A 17,720-nucleotide genomic window follows, 5' to 3' on the forward strand; every position below is an offset into this window, starting at 1 on the left:
CCAAGAAAAAGGTCTAATATCATGACAAATCCGGTTCCGATTGCCGAAATCTGGCGTGGCCAGTTACTCGAAAGCCTTCACCTAGGGCATGCTGTAGTCTGTGATGACAGTGGTCAGGTGGTCCGCAGTTGGGGTGATCCCGATGCGGTGATCTATCCACGTTCCTCCGCCAAGATGATTCAGGCACTGCCATTGATCACCTCGGGGGCGGCTGAAAAGTTTGGCCTGACCAGCGAGCAACTGGCCCTAGCCTGTGCTTCGCATAATGGGGCTGAGATTCATACGAGCCGAGTCAACTCCTGGCTGACGCAACTGGGCCTGACTGACAGTGACTTCCGCTGTGGGCCACAATTGCCCAATGATATTCCGGCTCGCAACGGATTGATCAAGACCGACACCAGCCCTTGTCAGGTGCATAATAACTGCTCTGGCAAACATGCCGGCTTCCTGACGCTAGCCCAGCATATGGGCGCAGGTCCTGAATATGTCGAGATGGACCATCCGGTGCAGCAAGCCTGCTTGACAGCGTTTGAGGAAACCACAGAGCAGGACAGTCCCTGCTTTGGGATTGATGGCTGCTCGGCGCCAAACTTTGCCACCACGGTAACAGGTCTGGCACGGTCAATGGCTTGGTTTGCTTCGGCTTCGGATCGGTCCGACCGTTCGTCCAGCGCAGCGCAGCAATTGGTTGCTGCGATGACTACGCACCCTGATCTGGTAGCCGGTGAAACCCGTGCGTGTACCAACCTGATGCGGGCCATGGACGGAAAGGTCGCGATTAAGACCGGGGCCGAAGCTGTATTCATTGCCATTATTCCAGAAAAGCGTCTGGGCGTTGCACTGAAGATTGTCGATGGTGCTACCCGTGCCAGTGAATGTGCGATTGCGGCAATACTGGTGTCACTAGGAGTATTGGATGCCAATCACCCAGAAACTCTGAAGTATATGAATACGCCAATTCGGAGTCGGCGTGGAATTGAGGCCGGCATTGTACGGCCTGCAACTGAACTGTTGTTCTGAATCAGAACGCCCGGCTGAAAAGCCGGGCGTTTACATTACATTTCGAGAATTTCAGCCACTTCTACTGATCCGCTGACCTCAGCCACCATTGGGCAACCTTTGGCTAGTTCGCTGGCGGCTGCTATGTCGGCGGCTTCGACGACGGTGTAGCCGGACAGTGGGTTGGAGCCGCCATCATCGGTGATACCATCCGCACTTACGGTCTTGGACATGCCAACAGGGGCGCCAGGCACGATCAGGGCATCACCCATTGAAGCCATCCAGCTTTTCCAGGCATCCATGACCTTGGCACCTTCTTCGGGTGTGTCGGGTTTCTTGCCGCCGTGGTAGGCGAAAATGAATTGAGCCATGTCGAAGTTCCTTTGCTGAATCGGGTTTAGAAAAAGTACTTTGTTGTTAGGTGATGTTTGCCGCCAACTTGCGCAACGACGAGGTCCAGCCCTGTTCATGGCGGGCGCTGATGTCGTCGTCACCCAGCTCGCGGTGATCAATGACCAGTCGCGCGCCAGAGTCATTGGCAACCACGGTGAAAGTCACATGGCTTTCGGTGTCGCGCTGATCGTTTTCATCATGCCAACCCCAAGTGAAACCAACGGATTTTGGCGCGTCCACGTGGGTCACATGACCTGAAACCTTGAACTGCTGGCCTTCGCCGTTTCGCATGATCGAAAACCATGGACCTGTGCGGCTGAAATCAAGTTCGTGCACAGGCACATCCATGCCTTCGGGCCCCCACCATTTCAGCAATTTTTCCGGTGTACTAATCCACTTAAACAATCGATCTGGGGTGACTGAAAAGTCTCGTTCCAACCTTAGGTCGGTCATGTATCGTCCTCCATCATCGCAGCTTCGAGCCGGTCCAGACTGCTTTCCCAGAACTCGCGCTTTGATTTGGTCCATGTTGCAATTAGTTGCAGTCCCTCGGGGCGGGCGGAATACAGCCGCTTTGTACCCTCGGCACGTTGCTGGATCAGGCCAGCCTCGCGCAGGACCTTTAAATGCCGTGAAATGGCTGGTGCCGTGATGCCCGAGCCACGTACCAGATCGCCTGCCGGCAATTCGCCGTGGTCCATCAGCTGTTCCACAATCGACATGCGGGTTTCGTCAGCCAGTGCAGAAAATGATTTTAAGAGTGGTGTCATAGGTCATTAATTAACTTGTGCGTTAATTAATGTAAAGGCTAAATTGATATGCGGTTGAGATGTTTCAAAACATGTCCCAAAGTAACTTTACTGCCAAGGTGACCGAAGTGATCACTAACAGTGGCTTAATCAACCGAGATCCTTGTTTTTGCGCCATCTTGGCACCTGCGGCAGCCCCGGCAATCTGCGCCATACCCATAGCCAATCCGGTGATCCACCAGGGGGTCGCGACAAAAGCAAAGGCCAAGAGCGCGCCAGCGTTCGACGCCAAGTTCAGCAACTTGGTATGAGCCGTCGCCTTGAGGATGCCGTATCCTGCCATTGATACAAAGGCGAGCATGTAGAAACTGCCAGCACCTGGGCCAAGTAATCCGTCGTAGGCTCCGCATAGTGGCACCATTGTTGCTGCAAACAACATGGGGGAAAGGCGGCGTACACGGTCACCGTCATCCAATCCTTTTTTGGTGGCAAAAAATCCAGCGATGCCAATTAGCAGTAATGGAAGTATCATTCTGATCCAGCCAGTTGGCAGAACGGTAACCAACAGCGCACCAGCAATTGAGGCAACAAAAGCAATCGCGGCAGCTCTGCCTTGCTCACGCAAATTTACATGCCCACCACGGGCATAGCTTAACGCTGCAGTGCCTGCGCCAAACAAACCCTGAATTTTGTTGGTGGCCAGAGCGGTGATCGGATTGGCGCCTGCCAGCAGCAGAACCGGTACCGTAACCAACCCTCCACCGCCGGCAACGGCATCCATGAAACCCGCCACAAAACCTGCCGCCAGCAATAGCAGCAGGGTCTCAAAACCCACTTCAAGCATGTAGTGTTATCCCTTGAATTCGTCCCGGGCATAGCCTTGCAGATACAGCAGCGCGCTTAGGTCGCCGTGGTTGATGCGGATGTCGCATTGCGCAGCGACTGAAGGTTTAGCATGTAGCGCTACCCCAGATCCGGCCCGATCCAGCATGCCCAGATCGTTGGCGCCATCGCCAACAGCCATCACCTCTGAATCACTGATGCCCAAACGTGTGGTGATTTGCTCCAGGGCTTCAACCTTGGCTTCGCGCCCCAGTATTGGTCGGCCAACATCGCCAGTCAGCCTGCCGGCGTCGATGATGAACGTATTGGCGCGGTTTTCGTCGAAGCCCAATTCGGCAGCGACTTTGGCCGTGAAGGCGGTGAAGCCACCCGACACAAGTGCTGCATAAGCGCCATCTGCTTTCATCGTGGCCAAAAGCGATTTGCCTCCGGGCATCAAGGTGATGCGCTCGGCCAAGACTTTGGCGATTATACTCTCAGGCTGGTCAGCCAACAGGCCAACCCGCTCAATCAGCGCGGCCTCAAAATCGAGTTCACCGTTCATCGCACGGGCCGTGATTGTCTTTACGTGGTCACCGACGCCTGCCTCATCGGCCAATTCGTCGATGCATTCCTGTTGGATCATGGTGCTGTCCATATCCGCTAGCAGCATTGCCTTACGGCGGCCTTTGGTCTGTTGGATCACCAGGTCGACACCCAGACCCTGCAGATCATCCCAGACCTGCCACTGATTGTCAGGTAGAGTTTCAAGTGCAAATTCGGCTGCTTCATCTGGCGCCAGCCACAATGCATCCCCGCCACCCCAGGCGTTTCGCAGTGATTCGAGCAGTGCCGGATCCAACGATGGCTTCACGGGATTGCAGAGCAGAGTGACTGTATACATGGGCGGTCTCCATCGGAGGATGAGGGTAGGGCGCTGTTGTGCCCCTAATAGCCACGGTTGCCACTGGTAACCAGCCCTCCTTAACCAGCCGACCTAAAGATCACCAGATTCGGACATCATCACAGCGATAAACCGGGCATTGGGAATTTCCGCCAGAATGATCATTACCATTGCAGTCAGAGGCACCGCCAAAATAGCGCCCATCATGCCCCAAAGCGCGGTCCAGATCGCCAGTGACAACAAAACTGTGAACGGGCTGAGGTTTACCGACCGGCCTAGGAATTTTGGCTCGATGTAATAGCCGACCGCAATCTGCGGCACCATCAGTGTGACCAACGCCAGCGCTGTGTGACCAAACGAGGTGAACTGCACCAGACTCATGGTCACCGGAAAAACCACAGCGATAATTGAACCGATGTAGGGGATATAGTTAAGCAGCCCGATCAAGATCGCCCAGAATGCTGCCTGCTCAATGCCTAATAGCAGCAAGATACCGTAAGAAACAAAGGCAAGGATCACATTAACCAGTGTTTTGGCCGCCAAATACCCACCGATCTTTTCGTTGATCTTACGGGCCATTTCCAGGGCGTGCTCAGCCCTTTCCGGATCACCCATCGCATGTCTGGTCTTGTTGGGGAGATTGTCTAGCTCGGCCAATATGAACACCGCATAAAGCGCCGCTCCAACGATCACAGTGCCACCATTGCTGATGGTGGCAAGGGCGGCTGGCATCAATGTGGTGGCATCGATCAGATCCAACAACCGTTCACCCAAATTGGCCCAGCTTGGGAGTTCGTGCACGCCCAGCATGTTGATGAGCTTGTCCTGCAATTTATCAAAGTTCTCGGCATACCCCGGAATGGCACCTGAAATCGCTGCTGCGTTGCTGGTGATAAACCCCGCCAGCACCAGCACTGCGAAGGTGAAGGCCAGCAAGACTAACAGTCTTCGCCAGCGTCGCGGTAGCAAGCCCAGAACTGGTACTCGTACAAGTGCCTCGGCAGCTGTGGTCAAAATATAGACAGCGATGATGCCAACTAACACAGGCAGCACAATCGATTGCCCTGCCTGCAGCAACCAGCCCAGCATCAGCATTAGCGCAACCGAATAGGTTACCATTGCCAGTCTGCTCATAATCAACACCCGATTCTAAATATCTAAGCGCGAGTTAATACAGTGCTGGGGTCACGGGCAATGTATTGCAGTAAGTTTCCGATCGTAGTCATCGCGTGTCGCAATTGCGCGATAAATCGGCGTTATCGTGAATTTTCCCGGTTGCGTGCCGCATCGCAGCACCCTAGCTCTGGCGGTGGGACACCCTTCCCCAACGAAGGGCATTTATCTGTAAGGATAGCATCAATGGCTACTCAGCAACCGGCTACGCGGCCGGACAATCCGCGTTTTTCTTCGGGCCCCTGTGCCAAACCCCCTACATTCGAACTGTCCAAACTGGCCGACGCTCCATTGGGTCGCAGCCACCGCGCAGCTCCTGGCAAGGCCAAGCTGAAGGATGCCATCGAAGGCACCCGCGAGATTTTGGGCATCCCCGCTGATTATCGTATCGGTATCGTCCCTGCGTCGGACACTGGTGCCGTTGAGATGGCTTTGTGGTCGCTGCTGGGCGAGCGCAAGGTCGAGATGCTGGCCTGGGAAAGCTTTGGCGCGGGCTGGATCACCGATGTGGTCAAGCAGCTGAAGATCGATGCCGAGGCCAAGGTGGCGGACTATGGTCAGATCGTCGATCTGGCATCGGTCGATTTTGCCAATGATGTTGTGTTTACCTGGAACGGCACCACCTCGGGTGTGCGGGTTCCTAATGGTGACTGGATTTCCGACGACCGTGACGGCCTGACCATTTGTGACGCCACTTCGGCAGCCTTTGCGATGGACCTGCCCTGGGACAAACTGGATGTGACCACATTCTCTTGGCAGAAAGTGCTCGGCGGCGAAGCTGCCCACGGTGTTATCGTGCTAAGCCCGCGCGCTGTTGAGCGTCTGGAAAGCTACACCCCAGCCTGGCCGCTGCCCAAGATCTTCCGCCTGACCAAAGGTGGCAAGCTGATCGAGGGTATCTTTACCGGTGCCACCATCAACACCCCGTCGATGCTAGCGGTTGAGGATTACCTGTTTGCTCTCGACTGGGCCCGTTCGATTGGTGGTCTTCAGGGGCTGAAAGCCCGTGCGGATGCCAATGCGCAAGCCGTATTTGATTTCTGCGACGCTAACGATTGGATCGCCAACCTGGCCGAGGACGAGGCAACTCGGTCAAACACATCCGTGTGTCTAAAGTTCACCGATGACCGCATCTCTGATGGTGCGGGTTTTGCCAAGGCAGTGGCGAAACGTCTGGATGTCGAAGGCATTGCCTATGACATCGGCGCCTATCGCGATGCACCTGCGGGTCTGCGGATCTGGTGTGGCGGCACGGTTGAGACGGCTGACATTCAGGCCATGCTGCCTTGGCTCGCCTGGGCGTTTGAGGCCGAAATCGCAGCTCAAGGATAAGTCAGTCGCCCGGCGGCACCGCCGGGCAGCGCCCGACCTTCCCCACGGGAGGGCCCTCTGCACCCACCCAGGGTCAGGCGCTCCCCTAAAAGAACCCCATTCAGGCTCAATGTGGCCCCCGATAAAAGGACCAAAAACCATGGCTCCCAAAGTACTCGTATCCGACAAGCTTAGCGAAACAGCGGTTCAGATTTTCCGCGACCGCGGCATTGATGTGGATTTCCAGCCCGACCTGGGCAAGGACAAAGACAAACTAGCCGAAGTGATCGGCCAATACGATGGTCTGGCAATTCGCTCTGCCACTCGCGTCACGCCAACCATTCTGGAAGCAGCGACCAACCTGAAAGTGATCGCACGCGCTGGTATCGGCACTGATAACATCGACAAAGAAGCTGCGTCGAAAAAGGGTGTGATCGTCATGAACACGCCGTTCGGCAACATGATTACCACTGCAGAGCACGCTATTGCGATGATGTTCGCTGTGGCACGCCAGATCCCCGAGGCCAGCACTTCGACCCATGCCGGTAAATGGGAAAAGTCCAAGTTCATGGGGACTGAGCTGACCAACAAGACACTGGGTGTCATTGGCGCAGGCAACATCGGTGGTATCGTTTGCGACCGTGCGCAAGGGCTGAAAATGAAAGTTGTCGCCTACGATCCCTATCTGGGTGAAGAAAAAGCCGACAAGATGGGTGTTGAAAAGGTTGAGCTGGACGAACTACTGACCCGCGCTGACTTTATCACCCTGCACGTTCCATTGACTGACCAGACGCGCAATGTTCTGTCGCGTGAGAACCTTGCCAAGACCAAGAAGGGGGTTCGCATCATCAACTGTGCCCGCGGTGGTCTGGTAGATGAGGAAGCCCTGGCCGAGCTGTTGAAATCCGGTCACGTGGCCGGTGCTGCCTTTGACGTGTTCGCCCAGGAACCTGCCAAGGAAAATGCGCTGTTCAATCTGCCTAACGTGGTCTGCACCCCGCACTTGGGCGCTGCAACCACCGAGGCACAGGAAAACGTCGCCCTGCAAGTGGCCGAACAGATGTCGAACTATTTGCTGACTGGTGCTGTTGAAAACGCGCTGAACATGCCATCGGTCACAGCTGAAGAAGCCAAGGTCATGGGCCCATGGATCAAGCTGGCTGATCATCTCGGTAGCTTTACCGGTCAGATGACAGACGAGCCGATCAAGGCGATCAACATTCTGTATGATGGTGTCGCATCTGAGATGAACCTGGCGGCACTGAATTGTGCGGTTGTTGCGGGTATCATGAAGCGTGCCAACCCTGACGTGAATATGGTCTCGGCCCCGGTTGTAGCCAAGGAGCGTGGTGTTCAGATCTCGACCACTAATCAGGACAAGTCAGGTACGTTTGACGGCTACATCAAGGTGACAGTTGTCACAGACAAGCGCGAACGTTCGGTTGCGGGGACAGTGTTCAGCGACGGTAAGCCTCGGTTTATCCAGATCAAAGGCATCAACATCGATGCCGAGGTCGGTGCGCACATGCTCTACACCACCAACGAAGATGTGCCGGGTATCATTGGTACGTTGGGTCAGACCATGGGTGAAAATGGCGTTAACATCGCTAACTTCACTTTGGGCCGTGCCGCTGCTGGTGGCGAGGCGATTGCGCTGCTGTATGTGGACGGTCAGGTGCCCGCCGAGGCCCGTGCCAAGCTGGCTGAAACCGGGTATTTCACTCAGATCAAACCACTAGAGTTTGATGTCGCCTAACCTCAAAGTCACAAGTTAACCAGTATTAGGGAACTGCCATGACGGTGGTTCCCTTTTTTGTTGAAACCACCCTTGCAGATCCTGCGATCTCCTGTTGCTATGGCGCCAATTACCAACCGCATTGGTTCGTAGAAAAAATAGGTGACAGACATGCTTTCCAAAATGCAGGACGATTCCAAAACATCTGAGGATGCCCCGACCTCTGGCAAGATTGACACGCTGTTTTTCAAAAGCCGAACCGTGATTGTCACTGGTGAAATCAACGACAAACTCGCGCAAAAAACAGTCGCACACCTGCTTGCTTTGGCCGAAGAGAATGACGACCCTATCGATATGTTTATCTCGTCGCCCGGTGGGCACGTGGAAAGCGGCGACATGGTGCACGATGTCATTCGGTTTATCCGTCCCGAGGTGCGTACTATTGGCACCGGTTGGGTCGCGAGCGCTGGCGCATTGATTTATGTCGGTGCCCGTAAAGAGAATCGTTTCTGCCTGCCCAACACCCGTTTTCTGCTGCACCAACCGTCCGGTGGGATCGGTGGTCAGGCTACAGACATGATGATCCAAGCCGAGCAAATTCGCATCATGCGCGAGCGATTTGATAACCTGTTTGCCGAAGCTACAGGTCAGACAGCTGAGAAAATTGCAGCCGATACCGGGCGGGATTTTTGGCTGACCGCTCAAGAGGCCATTGATTATGGTCTTTCCGGTAAGATCATCAACTCCTCGGATGATTTGGCTTAAGCCTTCTACAATACATCAGGGCCCGAAACTGGATAGATCGGGCCCTTTAGGCTGACCTTCACCGCCTGTCTCGCAATTGCGCATATTGGAACCATTTTATGACCTCCCCCATCTACGCAATCGGCGACATTCATGGGCAGCTTGAAATGCTCGAAACCGCATTGCACCGGATCGAAGTGGACGGCGGCCCCAATGCACGAATTGTCTTTCTTGGTGATTATACCGACAGAGGACCCAACAGCCGCGGTGTGATCGAACTTTTACAGCAAGGTCAGGCAGAAGGCCGGAATTGGACCGCTTTGCTGGGCAATCATGACCGGATGTTTTCAATGTATCTGGAGGACTACCCGAGAACCGATTCCCAGTTGTTGGTTGGCTTTCACTGGCTGCACCCCCGTATCGGTGGCGTTCAGACACTCGAGTCATACGGAGTCGAAGTTGCTGAAGGTGACCGTACCTATGAGGTTCATGCCCGAGCTAAGGCAGCGGTTCCGCAATCTCACTTAGATTTCCTTGCCAGCCTTCCCAGTCACCATCAGGAAGGGAAACTTTTGTTTGTACACGCTGGTATCCGCCCCGACATCGCGCTGGAGAAGCAGAGTGAGAACGACAAGATCTGGATACGAAGAGAGTTTTTAGACCACAGTGCCCTACATCCTTGGTTGGTTGTGCATGGCCACACTCATGTGCCGCAGCCCGAACATCGCGGCAATAGGGTCAATTTGGATTCGGGTGCTGGATTCGGTCGTCCGTTGACGGCAGCTGTGTTTGAGAATGGCGAGGCTTGGGTGCTTGGTAAGCGCGGGCGTGTTGCTCTTTTGCCTGAGTGAGCGAATAACGCACGCTTTTCGAGCGTAAATCGTAGCTATCTAAAGGATAGGTGTGCTAACCTTTAGGCGTGGCTGGAGGCCACATTTTTAATTAGTTATTTTTTGTGTACCTTCTGATGACCTCAGAAGACATTTGTGGCCCCCAGTCATGAAGCTCCATTGAGCTGCTCGAAATCGCTAACGGTGTTTCAATTTTCCGGCGCGACGCGCCAGTCCAAAACGACTTTCCCGCTTTGCCCGGACTTCATAGCTGCAAACCCTTGCTCAAAGTCGTCCACTGCAAACCGGTGGGTGATCACCTCACTGACATCCAATCCGTTTTGCAGCATCGCGATCATCTTATACCAGGTTTCAAAAATCTCGCGTCCGTAAACGCCTTTGATGGTGATCGCTTTGAACACAATGCGGCTCCAATCCACGGGTGACTTGCCTGGAGGAATACCCAGCAGGGCAATGTGGCCCCCCATCACCAGAGCCTCGACCATCTGATCCATCGCAGCTTGGTTGCCGGACATTTCCAACCCGACATCAAAGCCCTGGGTCATACCCAGTTCGGCAATCACATCGTTCAGGTCTTCGTTGGCGACATTGACCGGGCGGACGTTTGCGACCTTTTCCGCCAGTGCCAATCTATCTGGGTTCACATCAGTAATTGCCACATGGCGCGCGCCAACATGGCGGGCCACGGCGGCGGCCATGATGCCAATGGGGCCAGCACCAGTGATCAGCACATCCTCACCCACCAGATCAAAGCTCAGCGCGGTGTGAACCGCATTGCCAAGCGGGTCGAGGATGGCGCCGATATCATCTGAGACTTCATCCGGCAGGGGAACCACATTGAACGCAGGCAGGCGCAGATATTGGGCAAAGGCACCCTGTTCATTAACACCGATCCCACGGGTTTCTGGGTCTAGGTGGAACTTACCCGCACGGGATTGGCGCGAGTGGTGGCCTATCAAGTGGCCCTCACCGCTGCACCTCTGGCCGATTTTCAGGTCGGTCACGTTACGCCCTAGTTCGACAATCTCACCGGCGAATTCATGGCCGGTGATCAGCGGAGTAGGGACCGTTTTTTCGGCCCAGGCGTCCCAATTCCAGATGTGAACATCGGTGCCGCATATGCCCGTTTTGTTGATCTTGATCAGCACATCATCGGGGCCGATTTCCGGAACCGGTGCGCGGGTCATCCACAGCCCTTCTTTGGGATGGGTCTTTTCCAGCGCCTTCATAGTGTTTGGTCTGGTCATTTGATGATCCCCAAATCCTTGCCCACCTTGCCGAACGCGGCCAATGCACGCTCAAGCTCTTCTCGTGTCAGTGCCGCGTTCATCTGGGTGCGGATACGGGCCTGACCGCGTGGTACCACAGGGAAGAAGAACCCAGATACATAAACACCTTCGTCAAACAGCCGTGTGGCCATGTCCTGGGCCAGCTGAGCCTCACCCAGCATGACCGGCACAATCGGATGTTCACCCGGCAACAGGTCAAAACCTAGCTCTTCCAGTCCGGCGCGCCAGAATTTGGTGTTCTCGAACAGTTGGGTGCGCAGATCGACGCCTTCTTCAACCAGCCGGATGGCCTCGAGCCCGGCAGCAACGATTGATGGCGGCAGCGAATTGGAGAACAAATAGGGCCGCGCCCGCTGCCGCAGCAGGTCGATCACTGGCTGCGGCCCGGCGATATAACCGCCGATGGCCCCCCCAAGTGCTTTGCCCAATGTTCCGGTCACGATGTCCACATCGATGCCAAAGTGATCTGGCGTGCCAGCGCCGTTTGGCCCCATGAACCCAGTGGCGTGACAGTCATCGACCATCAGAATCGCATCGTATTTATCAGCCAGTGCGCGGATTTCCGGCAGCTTGGCCAGATAACCATCCATTGAGAACACACCGTCGGTGGCGATCATGATGTGGCGCGCGCCGTCTTCGCGAGCCTGCTTCAGCCAGGCCTCAAGATCGTTCATATCGCTGTTCAGATAGCGATAGCGCTTGGCCTTGCACAACCGGATGCCGTCGATGATCGAGGCATGGTTCAAGCTGTCCGAGATAATCGCATCCTCGGGGCCAAGCAGCGGTTCAAACAACCCGCCATTGGCGTCGAAACAGGCGGCAAACAGGATGGCATCGTCCTTGTTCAGGAACTTGGCCAGCCGCTGTTCCAGCTCGCGGTGAATGTCCTGGGTGCCGCAGATAAAGCGAACCGAGGCCATGCCAAACCCCTTGTCCTCCATCACTCCGCGCGCGGCGGCGATCAGGTCGGGGTGATCGGCCAGCCCCAGATAGTTGTTGGCACAAAGGTTGATGACTTGCTGTTCACCCACCGTAATCTCGCCGCCCTGAGGCGAGGTGATCATTCGTTCCCTTTTATACAATCCATCAGACTCGATCTGGGCCAGCGTGTTTGAGATGTCAGTCAGAAATGCAGTGGTCATGGGGCGAACTCCTTATCCTTGGAATCGCATCTATCATAACGGATAAGATTCCCAAATAGGAGAATTCACTATTTTGGAAAAAAATCCGTGAAATAGGATTTTCGATCGGGCTAAGTGAAACAACTTGAACGCGGGCGCCATCGCAGCGATTGTTAGCGGTATAGTGAACTTGGAGAAATTGAATGACTAAAGATGCCGCACTGGCTCAATTTGAGGGCGCCTTGTCTGCGGCTACGACGTCGGATCAGGCCTATGCGGCGCTCAGTGATCTGTGGAAAAGTGTTGTCGGCGCAAAACTGTTCACTGTGATGACGGTTGATATGGAAACTGAATTGGCGCAACGACCCTATACAAATGACCCAGTCAACTATCCGACATCTGGTACCAAACAGATCACGCGAAATAGCTGGTTTTCCGTGGTTCATGAACGGCATGAGTGTTTTGTTGCGAATTCTATTGAGGAAATTGCAGAGGTCTTTCCGGACTATGAGCTGATCAACTCGCTTGGCTGCCAGTCAGTGGTTAATCTGCCCATTGTAATCGGTGGTACGCTGGCCGCGACGGTGAATGTCCTACACGAAGAGGGGTATTATACCGAGGAGCGTGTTCAACGCGCCAAAGATATGCTGAAGCTGCCATCCATGGCCGCGTTGTGTGTGGCGCAACGGTTGTCGTGACTGGTTCGCTACGTTCCTAGAGCTCCACAACAATCTAATTTGGTTCGGCTGTAGCTATGGTGAACAAGTTCATATTGATTAGCGGTTGTTCGGGCGGCGGAAAGTCTTCTGTGGTCTCTGAACTCGGGAGCAAAGGCTATAAAACGGTTGAAGAACCAGGGAGGAGAATCGTCCAGGAAGAGCTTGCCAAGGGTGGAAGGGCGCTTCCTTGGGTTGATGCCGCTGCATTTGCCTATCGAGCCATTGATATGGCGCGCGCAGATCTAACCTTGGTGAGTGAATCTTCAGGTTTCACGTTTTTTGACAGAGGCTTGGTTGACGCCGCGATAGCTCTTGAGAGTTGCTCGGGGCTCAAAGCCAAAGAAACACTGGGCAAATTTCGGCAGTACAACCAGCAGGTTTTTCTCGTTCCTCCATGGCCAGAAATATATGTGTGCGATGCAGAACGTCGGCATGGTTATGACGATGCAGTCGAGGAATTTGAGCGGATCAGGGCGGCCCTCCCTGCTTTGGGCTATGATGTCAATTTACTTCCTAAGGTGGGCATCGGTGCGCGTGCCGACTTCATAATTTCTACGCTACGCACGTCCCAAGTTTTGCAAGAATAAGGTTGGGAAGACAGGAATGTTTTTAGGCATTCTTCACAATCAAAAACACCCGCGCTGGGCCATTTGGTGCAGTAATCGAATGGTCCACATCTGCCGCATAGCGGGCGGTGTCGCCTGCCTTTAGCTGGTTGCGGGCATTACCTGATATGACGGTAATGTCGCCTTCCAATGCGGTGAGTTGCTCAAGCGTGCCACGGGTATGTGGCTGGCTGTTCAATGCGCCGCCTTTGTCGAACCGAATATCATAGACCTCGTGGCCGCCAGCCTCTTCAGGGGGCGAAAGGATGCGGATGCGGCAGCCGTGGCCCATGTTCTCAATCTTTGGGACATCGTCTGACCGAAGCACGTCAATCCTGTCCTGAGTATCTTTAGCCTCTAACAATCCGGCAAAATCGACCTGCAACGCGCGGGTCAGGTTCCATAGGGTGGAAATGGTGGGAGAACTTTCACCGCGTTCGATCTGACTGACCATTGACCGGGACACGCCCGACAGGTTGGCTACGGCTTCGAGGCTCAGGCCTTGGGCGCGCCGCGCCTCTTTCAGGCGGGCAGGGAGCAGTGTCAGGATATCGTCTGTGTTTTCCGTCATAGCGGAGTCCTGCGCTTCGTGATCACTTTTGTCAATGACGGGACGTCCCGGAAGACTTGGTGATGCTGCGACTGCATAGTGCGGGCAACGGATTTCATGAGGAGAGAAACCATGACAGATATCGTCATTCTGGACGGAGCACGGACAGCTATCGGTACTTTTGGTGGAGCATTGGCCAATACAGCACCAATTGATCTCGCGACCACGGTTTCCAAAGCTGCGATGGAAAGATCGGGTGTGGCGCCAGAGCAAATCGGGAATGTGGTGTTTGGCCACGTCATCAATACCGAGCCGCGAGATATGTATCTGAGCCGGGTTGCAGCGTTACAGGCAGGCGTGCCAAACGCGACCCCGGCGATGAACGTCAATCGTTTGTGTGGGTCGGGGGCGCAGGCCATTGTTTCTGCCGTGCAGTCTTTGATGCTAGGTGACGCGGATTTTGCCCTGGCAGGCGGTGCGGAAAACATGTCGCGCAGCCCATTCATCATGCAACAGCAACGCTGGGGCGCAAAGATGGGCGATGTGAAATCGCTGGATATGATGCTGGGTGCGTTGAACTGCCCGTTCGGCACTGGGCATATGGGTGTAACCGCGGAAAACGTTGCGGATGAACATGAAATCACCCGTGCCCAGATGGATGAGTTTGCATTGCTTAGCCAGACCCGCGCGGCAACCGCGATTGAAGCAGGGTATTTCGCAAGCCAGATCACGCCGGTTGAGGTGAAGGTCAAGCGTGACAAGGTGCCGTTTGAAGTGGATGAGCATCCCACCGCCAGCAATCTTGAAAAACTGGCTGGGCTGCGAGCCGTGTTTCAAAAAGACGGTCGCGTGACAGCCGGCAATGCCAGCGGCATCAACGATGGCGCCGCGGCCATGGTACTGGCAACGGCCAGCGCTGCTGAGGCCGCTGGGCTAAAGCCCAAAGCGCGTATTCTGGGTTACGCACATGCTGGAGTGCGCCCTGAAGTGATGGGCATCGGCCCGGTCCCTGCCGTTCAGGCCTTGTTGAAGAAAACGGGTCTTTCAGCAAGTGATTTTGGCGTGATTGAAAGCAACGAGGCTTTTGCGGCTCAAGCGTTGGCGGTGAACAAAGAGCTGGGGCTTGATCCTGCAAAGGTGAACCCCAACGGCGGTGCCATTGCACTGGGTCATCCAGTGGGGGCGACGGGCGCCATTATCACCTTGAAAACCCTGTATGAGTTGGAACGAAGTGGGGCATCAAAAGGGTTGATCACCATGTGCATCGGCGGCGGACAGGGTATCGCATTGGCGATAGAACTGCTCTGATATCTCAAGGCGGAGGAGGGGGCTGTATGCCCCCTCTTGGCCGAATGGCCAATTCACCCCCTAGGATATTTTTGGCTAGATGAAGACAGGTAAATAGACAGCGAGGTCCCGAATCAGAAAAATTGACTGGCAATTGCAATTAGGCTGGCGCCAACCACAACGCCGGTCAGTGCCGGTGTGATCCAGTTCGTGCCAACACGACCGCGCGAGTCTGGAGAGCTGGATTGGGCGATCAGCGCCGCTTCGACCAAGGCAGGCAATCGGGGGCCAAATCGGGCCATTACCTGCGCTGTTGACATCAAATCTTTGACCACAGCGCGTGGACCAATGGATTTTTTGATGTAATCCTCCACCACGGGGTGGGCGGTTTCCCAGATGTTGATATGCGGGTCCAGTGAACGGGCGACGCCTTCAACCACTACCATTGTACGTTGCAACAGAATCAGCTCGGTGCGGGTTTCCATTCCAAAACGTTCAGTGACTTCAAAGAGATAGTTTAAAAGACGTCCCATTGAGATGCTGCTGGCATCCATACCGAATATGGGTTCACCGACGGCGCGCAGTGCACGTGCAAATTCGTCGACATCGCGGTCGGCAGGGACATAGCCCGCCTCAAAATGCACTTCAGCAACGCGTTTGTAATCGCGTTTGATAAAACCAAACAGGATTTCGGCGTAGACCCGGCGGGTATATTCATCGATGTGCCCCATGATGCCAAAGTCATAGGCGATGATATCGCCATTGGCGGCCACCTTGAGGTTGCCCTGGTGCATGTCTGCGTGGAAAAAACCATCGCGCAGAGCGTGACGCAGGAACAGGCTGAGCACACGGTTGCCTAACACCCGACGGTCATGCCCCGCTGCGTCCAGTGCAACATTGTCGCCCATGGCAACGCCATCAGCCCAATCCAGCGTCATCACCCGGCGGGCTGAGTAATTCCATTGGATAGAAGGAAGTTGGAAGCCTTCATCAGAGCCAGTATTGGCAGCAAACTCGGAAGCCGAGGCACTTTCCAGGCGTAGGTCAAGTTCGGCCTGTACCACGCCATCAAAGTGTTCAATCACCTCCATTGGTCGCAGGCGCCGGGCGCCGGGGGCGAAGAGGTCGACGATGCGTGCGGCGAAGTAAAAGGCGTCAACGTCCTTGTTGAAAGCGCGTTCGATGCCGGGACGCAGGACCTTTACTGCAACTTCTTTGCCACTATCAGCCAGTCGGGCTCGGTGAACTTGTGCGATCGAGGCAGCTGCGATTGGCTCACTGAATTCGGAAAAAACCTGATCAACTGGCAAGCCCAGCTCCTTCTCTACCTCGGCCATGGCCTCGGATTTGGAGAAAGGCGGTAGTTTATCCTGAAGCACCCGCAATTGCAGGGCCAGATCCTCACCGACCAGATCGGGTCGGGTGGAAAGCATCTGACCTAGCTTAATATAGGCAGGACCCAGTGCTGTTAATGCCCGGGTTGCAGGCGGCATATCAGGGTTGCCTTTGTAGCCTAGCCACTTAAACGGCCAACCCAGCGTGTGAGCGAGAAAGCGCAGGGGCTTTGGAGCCTCAAAAGCATCCAGAACGACACTCATGGCACCCGTACGTTCCAGTGTTGCGCCCGTTCGGATCAGGCGAATAATATTGTGTGGACCGCGCATAGTTTAGATTTTCCAACCAGAGTGCAGGGCGGCGATGCCGAGGCTGAGATTGCGATATTTGGCGTTCTCAAAACCTGCAGTGCGAACCATGCCCAAAAACGTGTCCTGATCCGGGAAATTGCGGATTGATTCGACGAGGTACTGATAGCTGTCGTAGTCGTTGGCGATCAATTTTCCCATGCGTGGGATCACGTTGAACGAATACAGGTCATAGGCCTTTTGCATCGCTGGGTTGGGTAATTGACTGAATTCCAGTACCATCAGGCGTCCACCGGGTTTCAACACACGATAGGCTTCGTTCAAGGCTTCTTGCGGACGGGTGACGTTCCTGATGCCAAATGAAATGGTGTAAACGTCAAAGGTGTTGTCCTTGAAGGGCAGGGCCATGGCATCGCCGGTGACCCAGTCTAAACTGTCAGCCATTTGGTCGGCTTCGGCACGGGTGCGCCCTGCTTCAAGCATTGGTGTTGTTATGTCGAGAACGGTTGAGTGACCACGGCCAGCACGTTTCAAAAAGCGATACGAGATATCGCCGGTACCACCGGCCACATCCAGCAGACGCTGACCGGGGCGAGGGGCAAGCCAATCCATCATCGCATCTTTCCAGACCCGGTGGATGCCGACGCTCATAACGTCGTTCATGATGTCGTATTTAGAGGCTACCGAGTTGAATACGCCCTGAACACGACCGGCTTTTTCGGTCTCAGGGACGGTTTCAAAGCCAAAATGTGTGGTGTTCTGCTGTGTGTCTGCCATGGGGCTGCCATTTTCTGATTTCGCCTCTGTTATAAGGTGCTGACAGGC

The 17,720-nt window shown here is 54.9% G+C and carries 19 protein-coding genes; 8 read left to right on the plus strand and 11 right to left on the minus strand.

Translation table 11 applies throughout. From position 1 onward, the window contains the following. The first annotated feature begins 21 nt into the window (after nt 1-21). A complete protein-coding gene (locus FEE96_RS00210; protein WP_138160937.1) occupies nt 22-1,020 on the plus strand; it encodes an asparaginase in 999 nt (332 codons plus the stop codon). Nucleotides 1,021-1,055: 35 nt separating this feature from the next. On the opposite strand, the gene FEE96_RS00215 is transcribed toward FEE96_RS00210, so the two are convergent. From FEE96_RS00215 to FEE96_RS00240, 6 genes are all read right to left on the minus strand, one after another. Continuing rightward, the gene (locus FEE96_RS00215; RefSeq protein ID WP_138160939.1) at nt 1,056-1,370 is read right to left on the minus strand and encodes a YciI family protein; all 315 of its coding nucleotides are present in this window, start codon (nt 1,368-1,370) and stop codon (nt 1,056-1,058) included. 46 nt (nt 1,371-1,416) lie between these two features. Then, nucleotides 1,417-1,845, minus strand: coding sequence for an SRPBCC family protein (locus FEE96_RS00220; RefSeq protein WP_138160941.1), 429 nt, complete (start codon nt 1,843-1,845; stop codon nt 1,417-1,419). Then, complete coding sequence (locus FEE96_RS00225) at nt 1,842-2,162, minus strand: ArsR/SmtB family transcription factor (protein WP_138160943.1); 321 nt, start codon at nt 2,160-2,162, stop codon at nt 1,842-1,844. Before FEE96_RS00225 ends, FEE96_RS00220 begins: the two co-directional genes overlap by 4 nt. A 64-nt stretch (nt 2,163-2,226) precedes the next feature. After that, nucleotides 2,227-2,985, minus strand: a complete 759-nt coding sequence (locus FEE96_RS00230; RefSeq protein ID WP_138160945.1) for a TSUP family transporter — start codon at nt 2,983-2,985, stop codon at nt 2,227-2,229. Nucleotides 2,986-2,991: 6 nt separating this feature from the next. After that, entirely contained in the window at nt 2,992-3,867 is an 876-nt protein-coding gene (gene serB, locus FEE96_RS00235; RefSeq protein WP_138160947.1) for a phosphoserine phosphatase SerB, read from the minus strand. Nucleotides 3,868-3,960: 93 nt separating this feature from the next. Next, nucleotides 3,961-5,001 carry an AI-2E family transporter gene (locus tag FEE96_RS00240; protein WP_138160949.1) on the minus strand — a complete coding sequence of 347 codons (1,041 nt, stop codon included), beginning with the start codon at nt 4,999-5,001 and terminating at the stop codon, nt 3,961-3,963. Nucleotides 5,002-5,226: 225 nt separating this feature from the next. On the opposite strand from FEE96_RS00240, the gene FEE96_RS00245 reads away from it, so the two are divergent. From FEE96_RS00245 to FEE96_RS00260, 4 genes are all read left to right on the plus strand, one after another. Continuing rightward, nucleotides 5,227-6,372 (plus strand): phosphoserine transaminase, encoded by a 1,146-nt coding sequence (locus tag FEE96_RS00245; RefSeq protein WP_138160951.1) that lies wholly within the window; start codon nt 5,227-5,229, stop codon nt 6,370-6,372. 139 nt (nt 6,373-6,511) lie between these two features. Continuing rightward, nucleotides 6,512-8,107, plus strand: coding sequence for a phosphoglycerate dehydrogenase (gene serA / locus FEE96_RS00250; RefSeq protein ID WP_138160953.1), 1,596 nt, complete (start codon nt 6,512-6,514; stop codon nt 8,105-8,107). Nucleotides 8,108-8,257: 150 nt separating this feature from the next. Beyond that, nucleotides 8,258-8,851, plus strand: coding sequence for an ATP-dependent Clp protease proteolytic subunit (locus tag FEE96_RS00255; protein WP_246079230.1), 594 nt, complete (start codon nt 8,258-8,260; stop codon nt 8,849-8,851). A 98-nt stretch (nt 8,852-8,949) separates the two neighbouring features. Further along, nucleotides 8,950-9,681 (plus strand): metallophosphoesterase family protein, encoded by a 732-nt coding sequence (locus FEE96_RS00260; protein WP_138160955.1) that lies wholly within the window; start codon nt 8,950-8,952, stop codon nt 9,679-9,681. Nucleotides 9,682-9,869: 188 nt separating this feature from the next. Here the strand turns inward: FEE96_RS00260 and tdh are convergent, their stop codons facing one another. Then, a complete protein-coding gene (tdh, locus tag FEE96_RS00265; RefSeq protein WP_138160957.1) occupies nt 9,870-10,928 on the minus strand; it encodes an L-threonine 3-dehydrogenase in 1,059 nt (352 codons plus the stop codon). Continuing rightward, nucleotides 10,925-12,112, minus strand: a complete 1,188-nt coding sequence (locus tag FEE96_RS00270; protein WP_138160959.1) for a glycine C-acetyltransferase — start codon at nt 12,110-12,112, stop codon at nt 10,925-10,927. The genes tdh and FEE96_RS00270 overlap by 4 nt, the downstream gene beginning before the upstream one ends. A 182-nt stretch (nt 12,113-12,294) precedes the next feature. Between FEE96_RS00270 and FEE96_RS00275 the strand changes: the two genes are divergently transcribed. Both FEE96_RS00275 and FEE96_RS00280 read left to right on the plus strand, forming a co-directional pair. Continuing rightward, nucleotides 12,295-12,789, plus strand: a complete 495-nt coding sequence (locus tag FEE96_RS00275) for a GAF domain-containing protein (protein WP_138160961.1) — start codon at nt 12,295-12,297, stop codon at nt 12,787-12,789. A gap of 56 nt (nt 12,790-12,845) precedes the next feature. Then, nucleotides 12,846-13,397 (plus strand): AAA family ATPase, encoded by a 552-nt coding sequence (locus FEE96_RS00280; RefSeq protein WP_212744718.1) that lies wholly within the window; start codon nt 12,846-12,848, stop codon nt 13,395-13,397. A gap of 22 nt (nt 13,398-13,419) precedes the next feature. Here the strand turns inward: FEE96_RS00280 and FEE96_RS00285 are convergent, their stop codons facing one another. Further along, on the minus strand, nt 13,420-13,986 hold the full coding sequence (locus FEE96_RS00285) for a helix-turn-helix domain-containing protein (RefSeq protein WP_138160963.1): 567 nt from the start codon (nt 13,984-13,986) through the stop codon (nt 13,420-13,422). Between the two features lie 111 nt (nt 13,987-14,097). Between FEE96_RS00285 and FEE96_RS00290 the strand changes: the two genes are divergently transcribed. Next, nucleotides 14,098-15,273 carry an acetyl-CoA C-acyltransferase family protein gene (locus FEE96_RS00290; RefSeq protein ID WP_138160965.1) on the plus strand — a complete coding sequence of 392 codons (1,176 nt, stop codon included), beginning with the start codon at nt 14,098-14,100 and terminating at the stop codon, nt 15,271-15,273. 113 nt (nt 15,274-15,386) lie between these two features. On the opposite strand, the gene ubiB is transcribed toward FEE96_RS00290, so the two are convergent. Beyond that, nucleotides 15,387-16,916: a 2-polyprenylphenol 6-hydroxylase gene (gene ubiB / locus FEE96_RS00295; protein ID WP_138160967.1), complete on the minus strand. Its 1,530-nt coding sequence runs from the start codon at nt 16,914-16,916 to the stop codon at nt 15,387-15,389. A 3-nt stretch (nt 16,917-16,919) separates the two neighbouring features. After that, nucleotides 16,920-17,672: a bifunctional demethylmenaquinone methyltransferase/2-methoxy-6-polyprenyl-1,4-benzoquinol methylase UbiE gene (gene ubiE, locus FEE96_RS00300; RefSeq protein WP_138160969.1), complete on the minus strand. Its 753-nt coding sequence runs from the start codon at nt 17,670-17,672 to the stop codon at nt 16,920-16,922. Nucleotides 17,673-17,720 lie beyond the last annotated feature (48 nt).

Origin of the sequence: Parasedimentitalea maritima (assembly GCF_005771405.1) — a bacterium.
GTDB lineage: Bacteria > Pseudomonadota > Alphaproteobacteria > Rhodobacterales > Rhodobacteraceae > Parasedimentitalea > Parasedimentitalea maritima.

What these genes read in the sequence shown, in the direction of transcription:
- FEE96_RS00215 (WP_138160939.1), bottom strand. Translation starts at nt 1,370, where the DNA reads ATGGCTCAATTCATTTTCGCCTACCACGGCGGCAAGAAACCCGACACA.
- FEE96_RS00245 (WP_138160951.1), top strand. Translation starts at nt 5,227, where the DNA reads ATGGCTACTCAGCAACCGGCTACGCGGCCGGACAATCCGCGTTTTTCT.
- serA (WP_138160953.1), top strand. Translation starts at nt 6,512, where the DNA reads ATGGCTCCCAAAGTACTCGTATCCGACAAGCTTAGCGAAACAGCGGTT.
- FEE96_RS00220 (WP_138160941.1), bottom strand. Translation starts at nt 1,845, where the DNA reads ATGACCGACCTAAGGTTGGAACGAGACTTTTCAGTCACCCCAGATCGA.
- FEE96_RS00290 (WP_138160965.1), top strand. Translation starts at nt 14,098, where the DNA reads ATGACAGATATCGTCATTCTGGACGGAGCACGGACAGCTATCGGTACT.
- FEE96_RS00270 (WP_138160959.1), bottom strand. Translation starts at nt 12,112, where the DNA reads ATGACCACTGCATTTCTGACTGACATCTCAAACACGCTGGCCCAGATC.
- FEE96_RS00240 (WP_138160949.1), bottom strand. Translation starts at nt 5,001, where the DNA reads ATGAGCAGACTGGCAATGGTAACCTATTCGGTTGCGCTAATGCTGATG.
- FEE96_RS00210 (WP_138160937.1), top strand. Translation starts at nt 22, where the DNA reads ATGACAAATCCGGTTCCGATTGCCGAAATCTGGCGTGGCCAGTTACTC.
- FEE96_RS00280 (WP_212744718.1), top strand. Translation starts at nt 12,846, where the DNA reads ATGGTGAACAAGTTCATATTGATTAGCGGTTGTTCGGGCGGCGGAAAG.
- FEE96_RS00285 (WP_138160963.1), bottom strand. Translation starts at nt 13,986, where the DNA reads ATGACGGAAAACACAGACGATATCCTGACACTGCTCCCTGCCCGCCTG.
- tdh (WP_138160957.1), bottom strand. Translation starts at nt 10,928, where the DNA reads ATGACCAGACCAAACACTATGAAGGCGCTGGAAAAGACCCATCCCAAA.
- FEE96_RS00255 (WP_246079230.1), top strand. Translation starts at nt 8,258, where the DNA reads ATGCTTTCCAAAATGCAGGACGATTCCAAAACATCTGAGGATGCCCCG.
- ubiB (WP_138160967.1), bottom strand. Translation starts at nt 16,916, where the DNA reads ATGCGCGGTCCACACAATATTATTCGCCTGATCCGAACGGGCGCAACA.
- FEE96_RS00275 (WP_138160961.1), top strand. Translation starts at nt 12,295, where the DNA reads ATGACTAAAGATGCCGCACTGGCTCAATTTGAGGGCGCCTTGTCTGCG.
- FEE96_RS00260 (WP_138160955.1), top strand. Translation starts at nt 8,950, where the DNA reads ATGACCTCCCCCATCTACGCAATCGGCGACATTCATGGGCAGCTTGAA.
- serB (WP_138160947.1), bottom strand. Translation starts at nt 3,867, where the DNA reads ATGTATACAGTCACTCTGCTCTGCAATCCCGTGAAGCCATCGTTGGAT.
- FEE96_RS00225 (WP_138160943.1), bottom strand. Translation starts at nt 2,162, where the DNA reads ATGACACCACTCTTAAAATCATTTTCTGCACTGGCTGACGAAACCCGC.
- FEE96_RS00230 (WP_138160945.1), bottom strand. Translation starts at nt 2,985, where the DNA reads ATGCTTGAAGTGGGTTTTGAGACCCTGCTGCTATTGCTGGCGGCAGGT.
- ubiE (WP_138160969.1), bottom strand. Translation starts at nt 17,672, where the DNA reads ATGGCAGACACACAGCAGAACACCACACATTTTGGCTTTGAAACCGTC.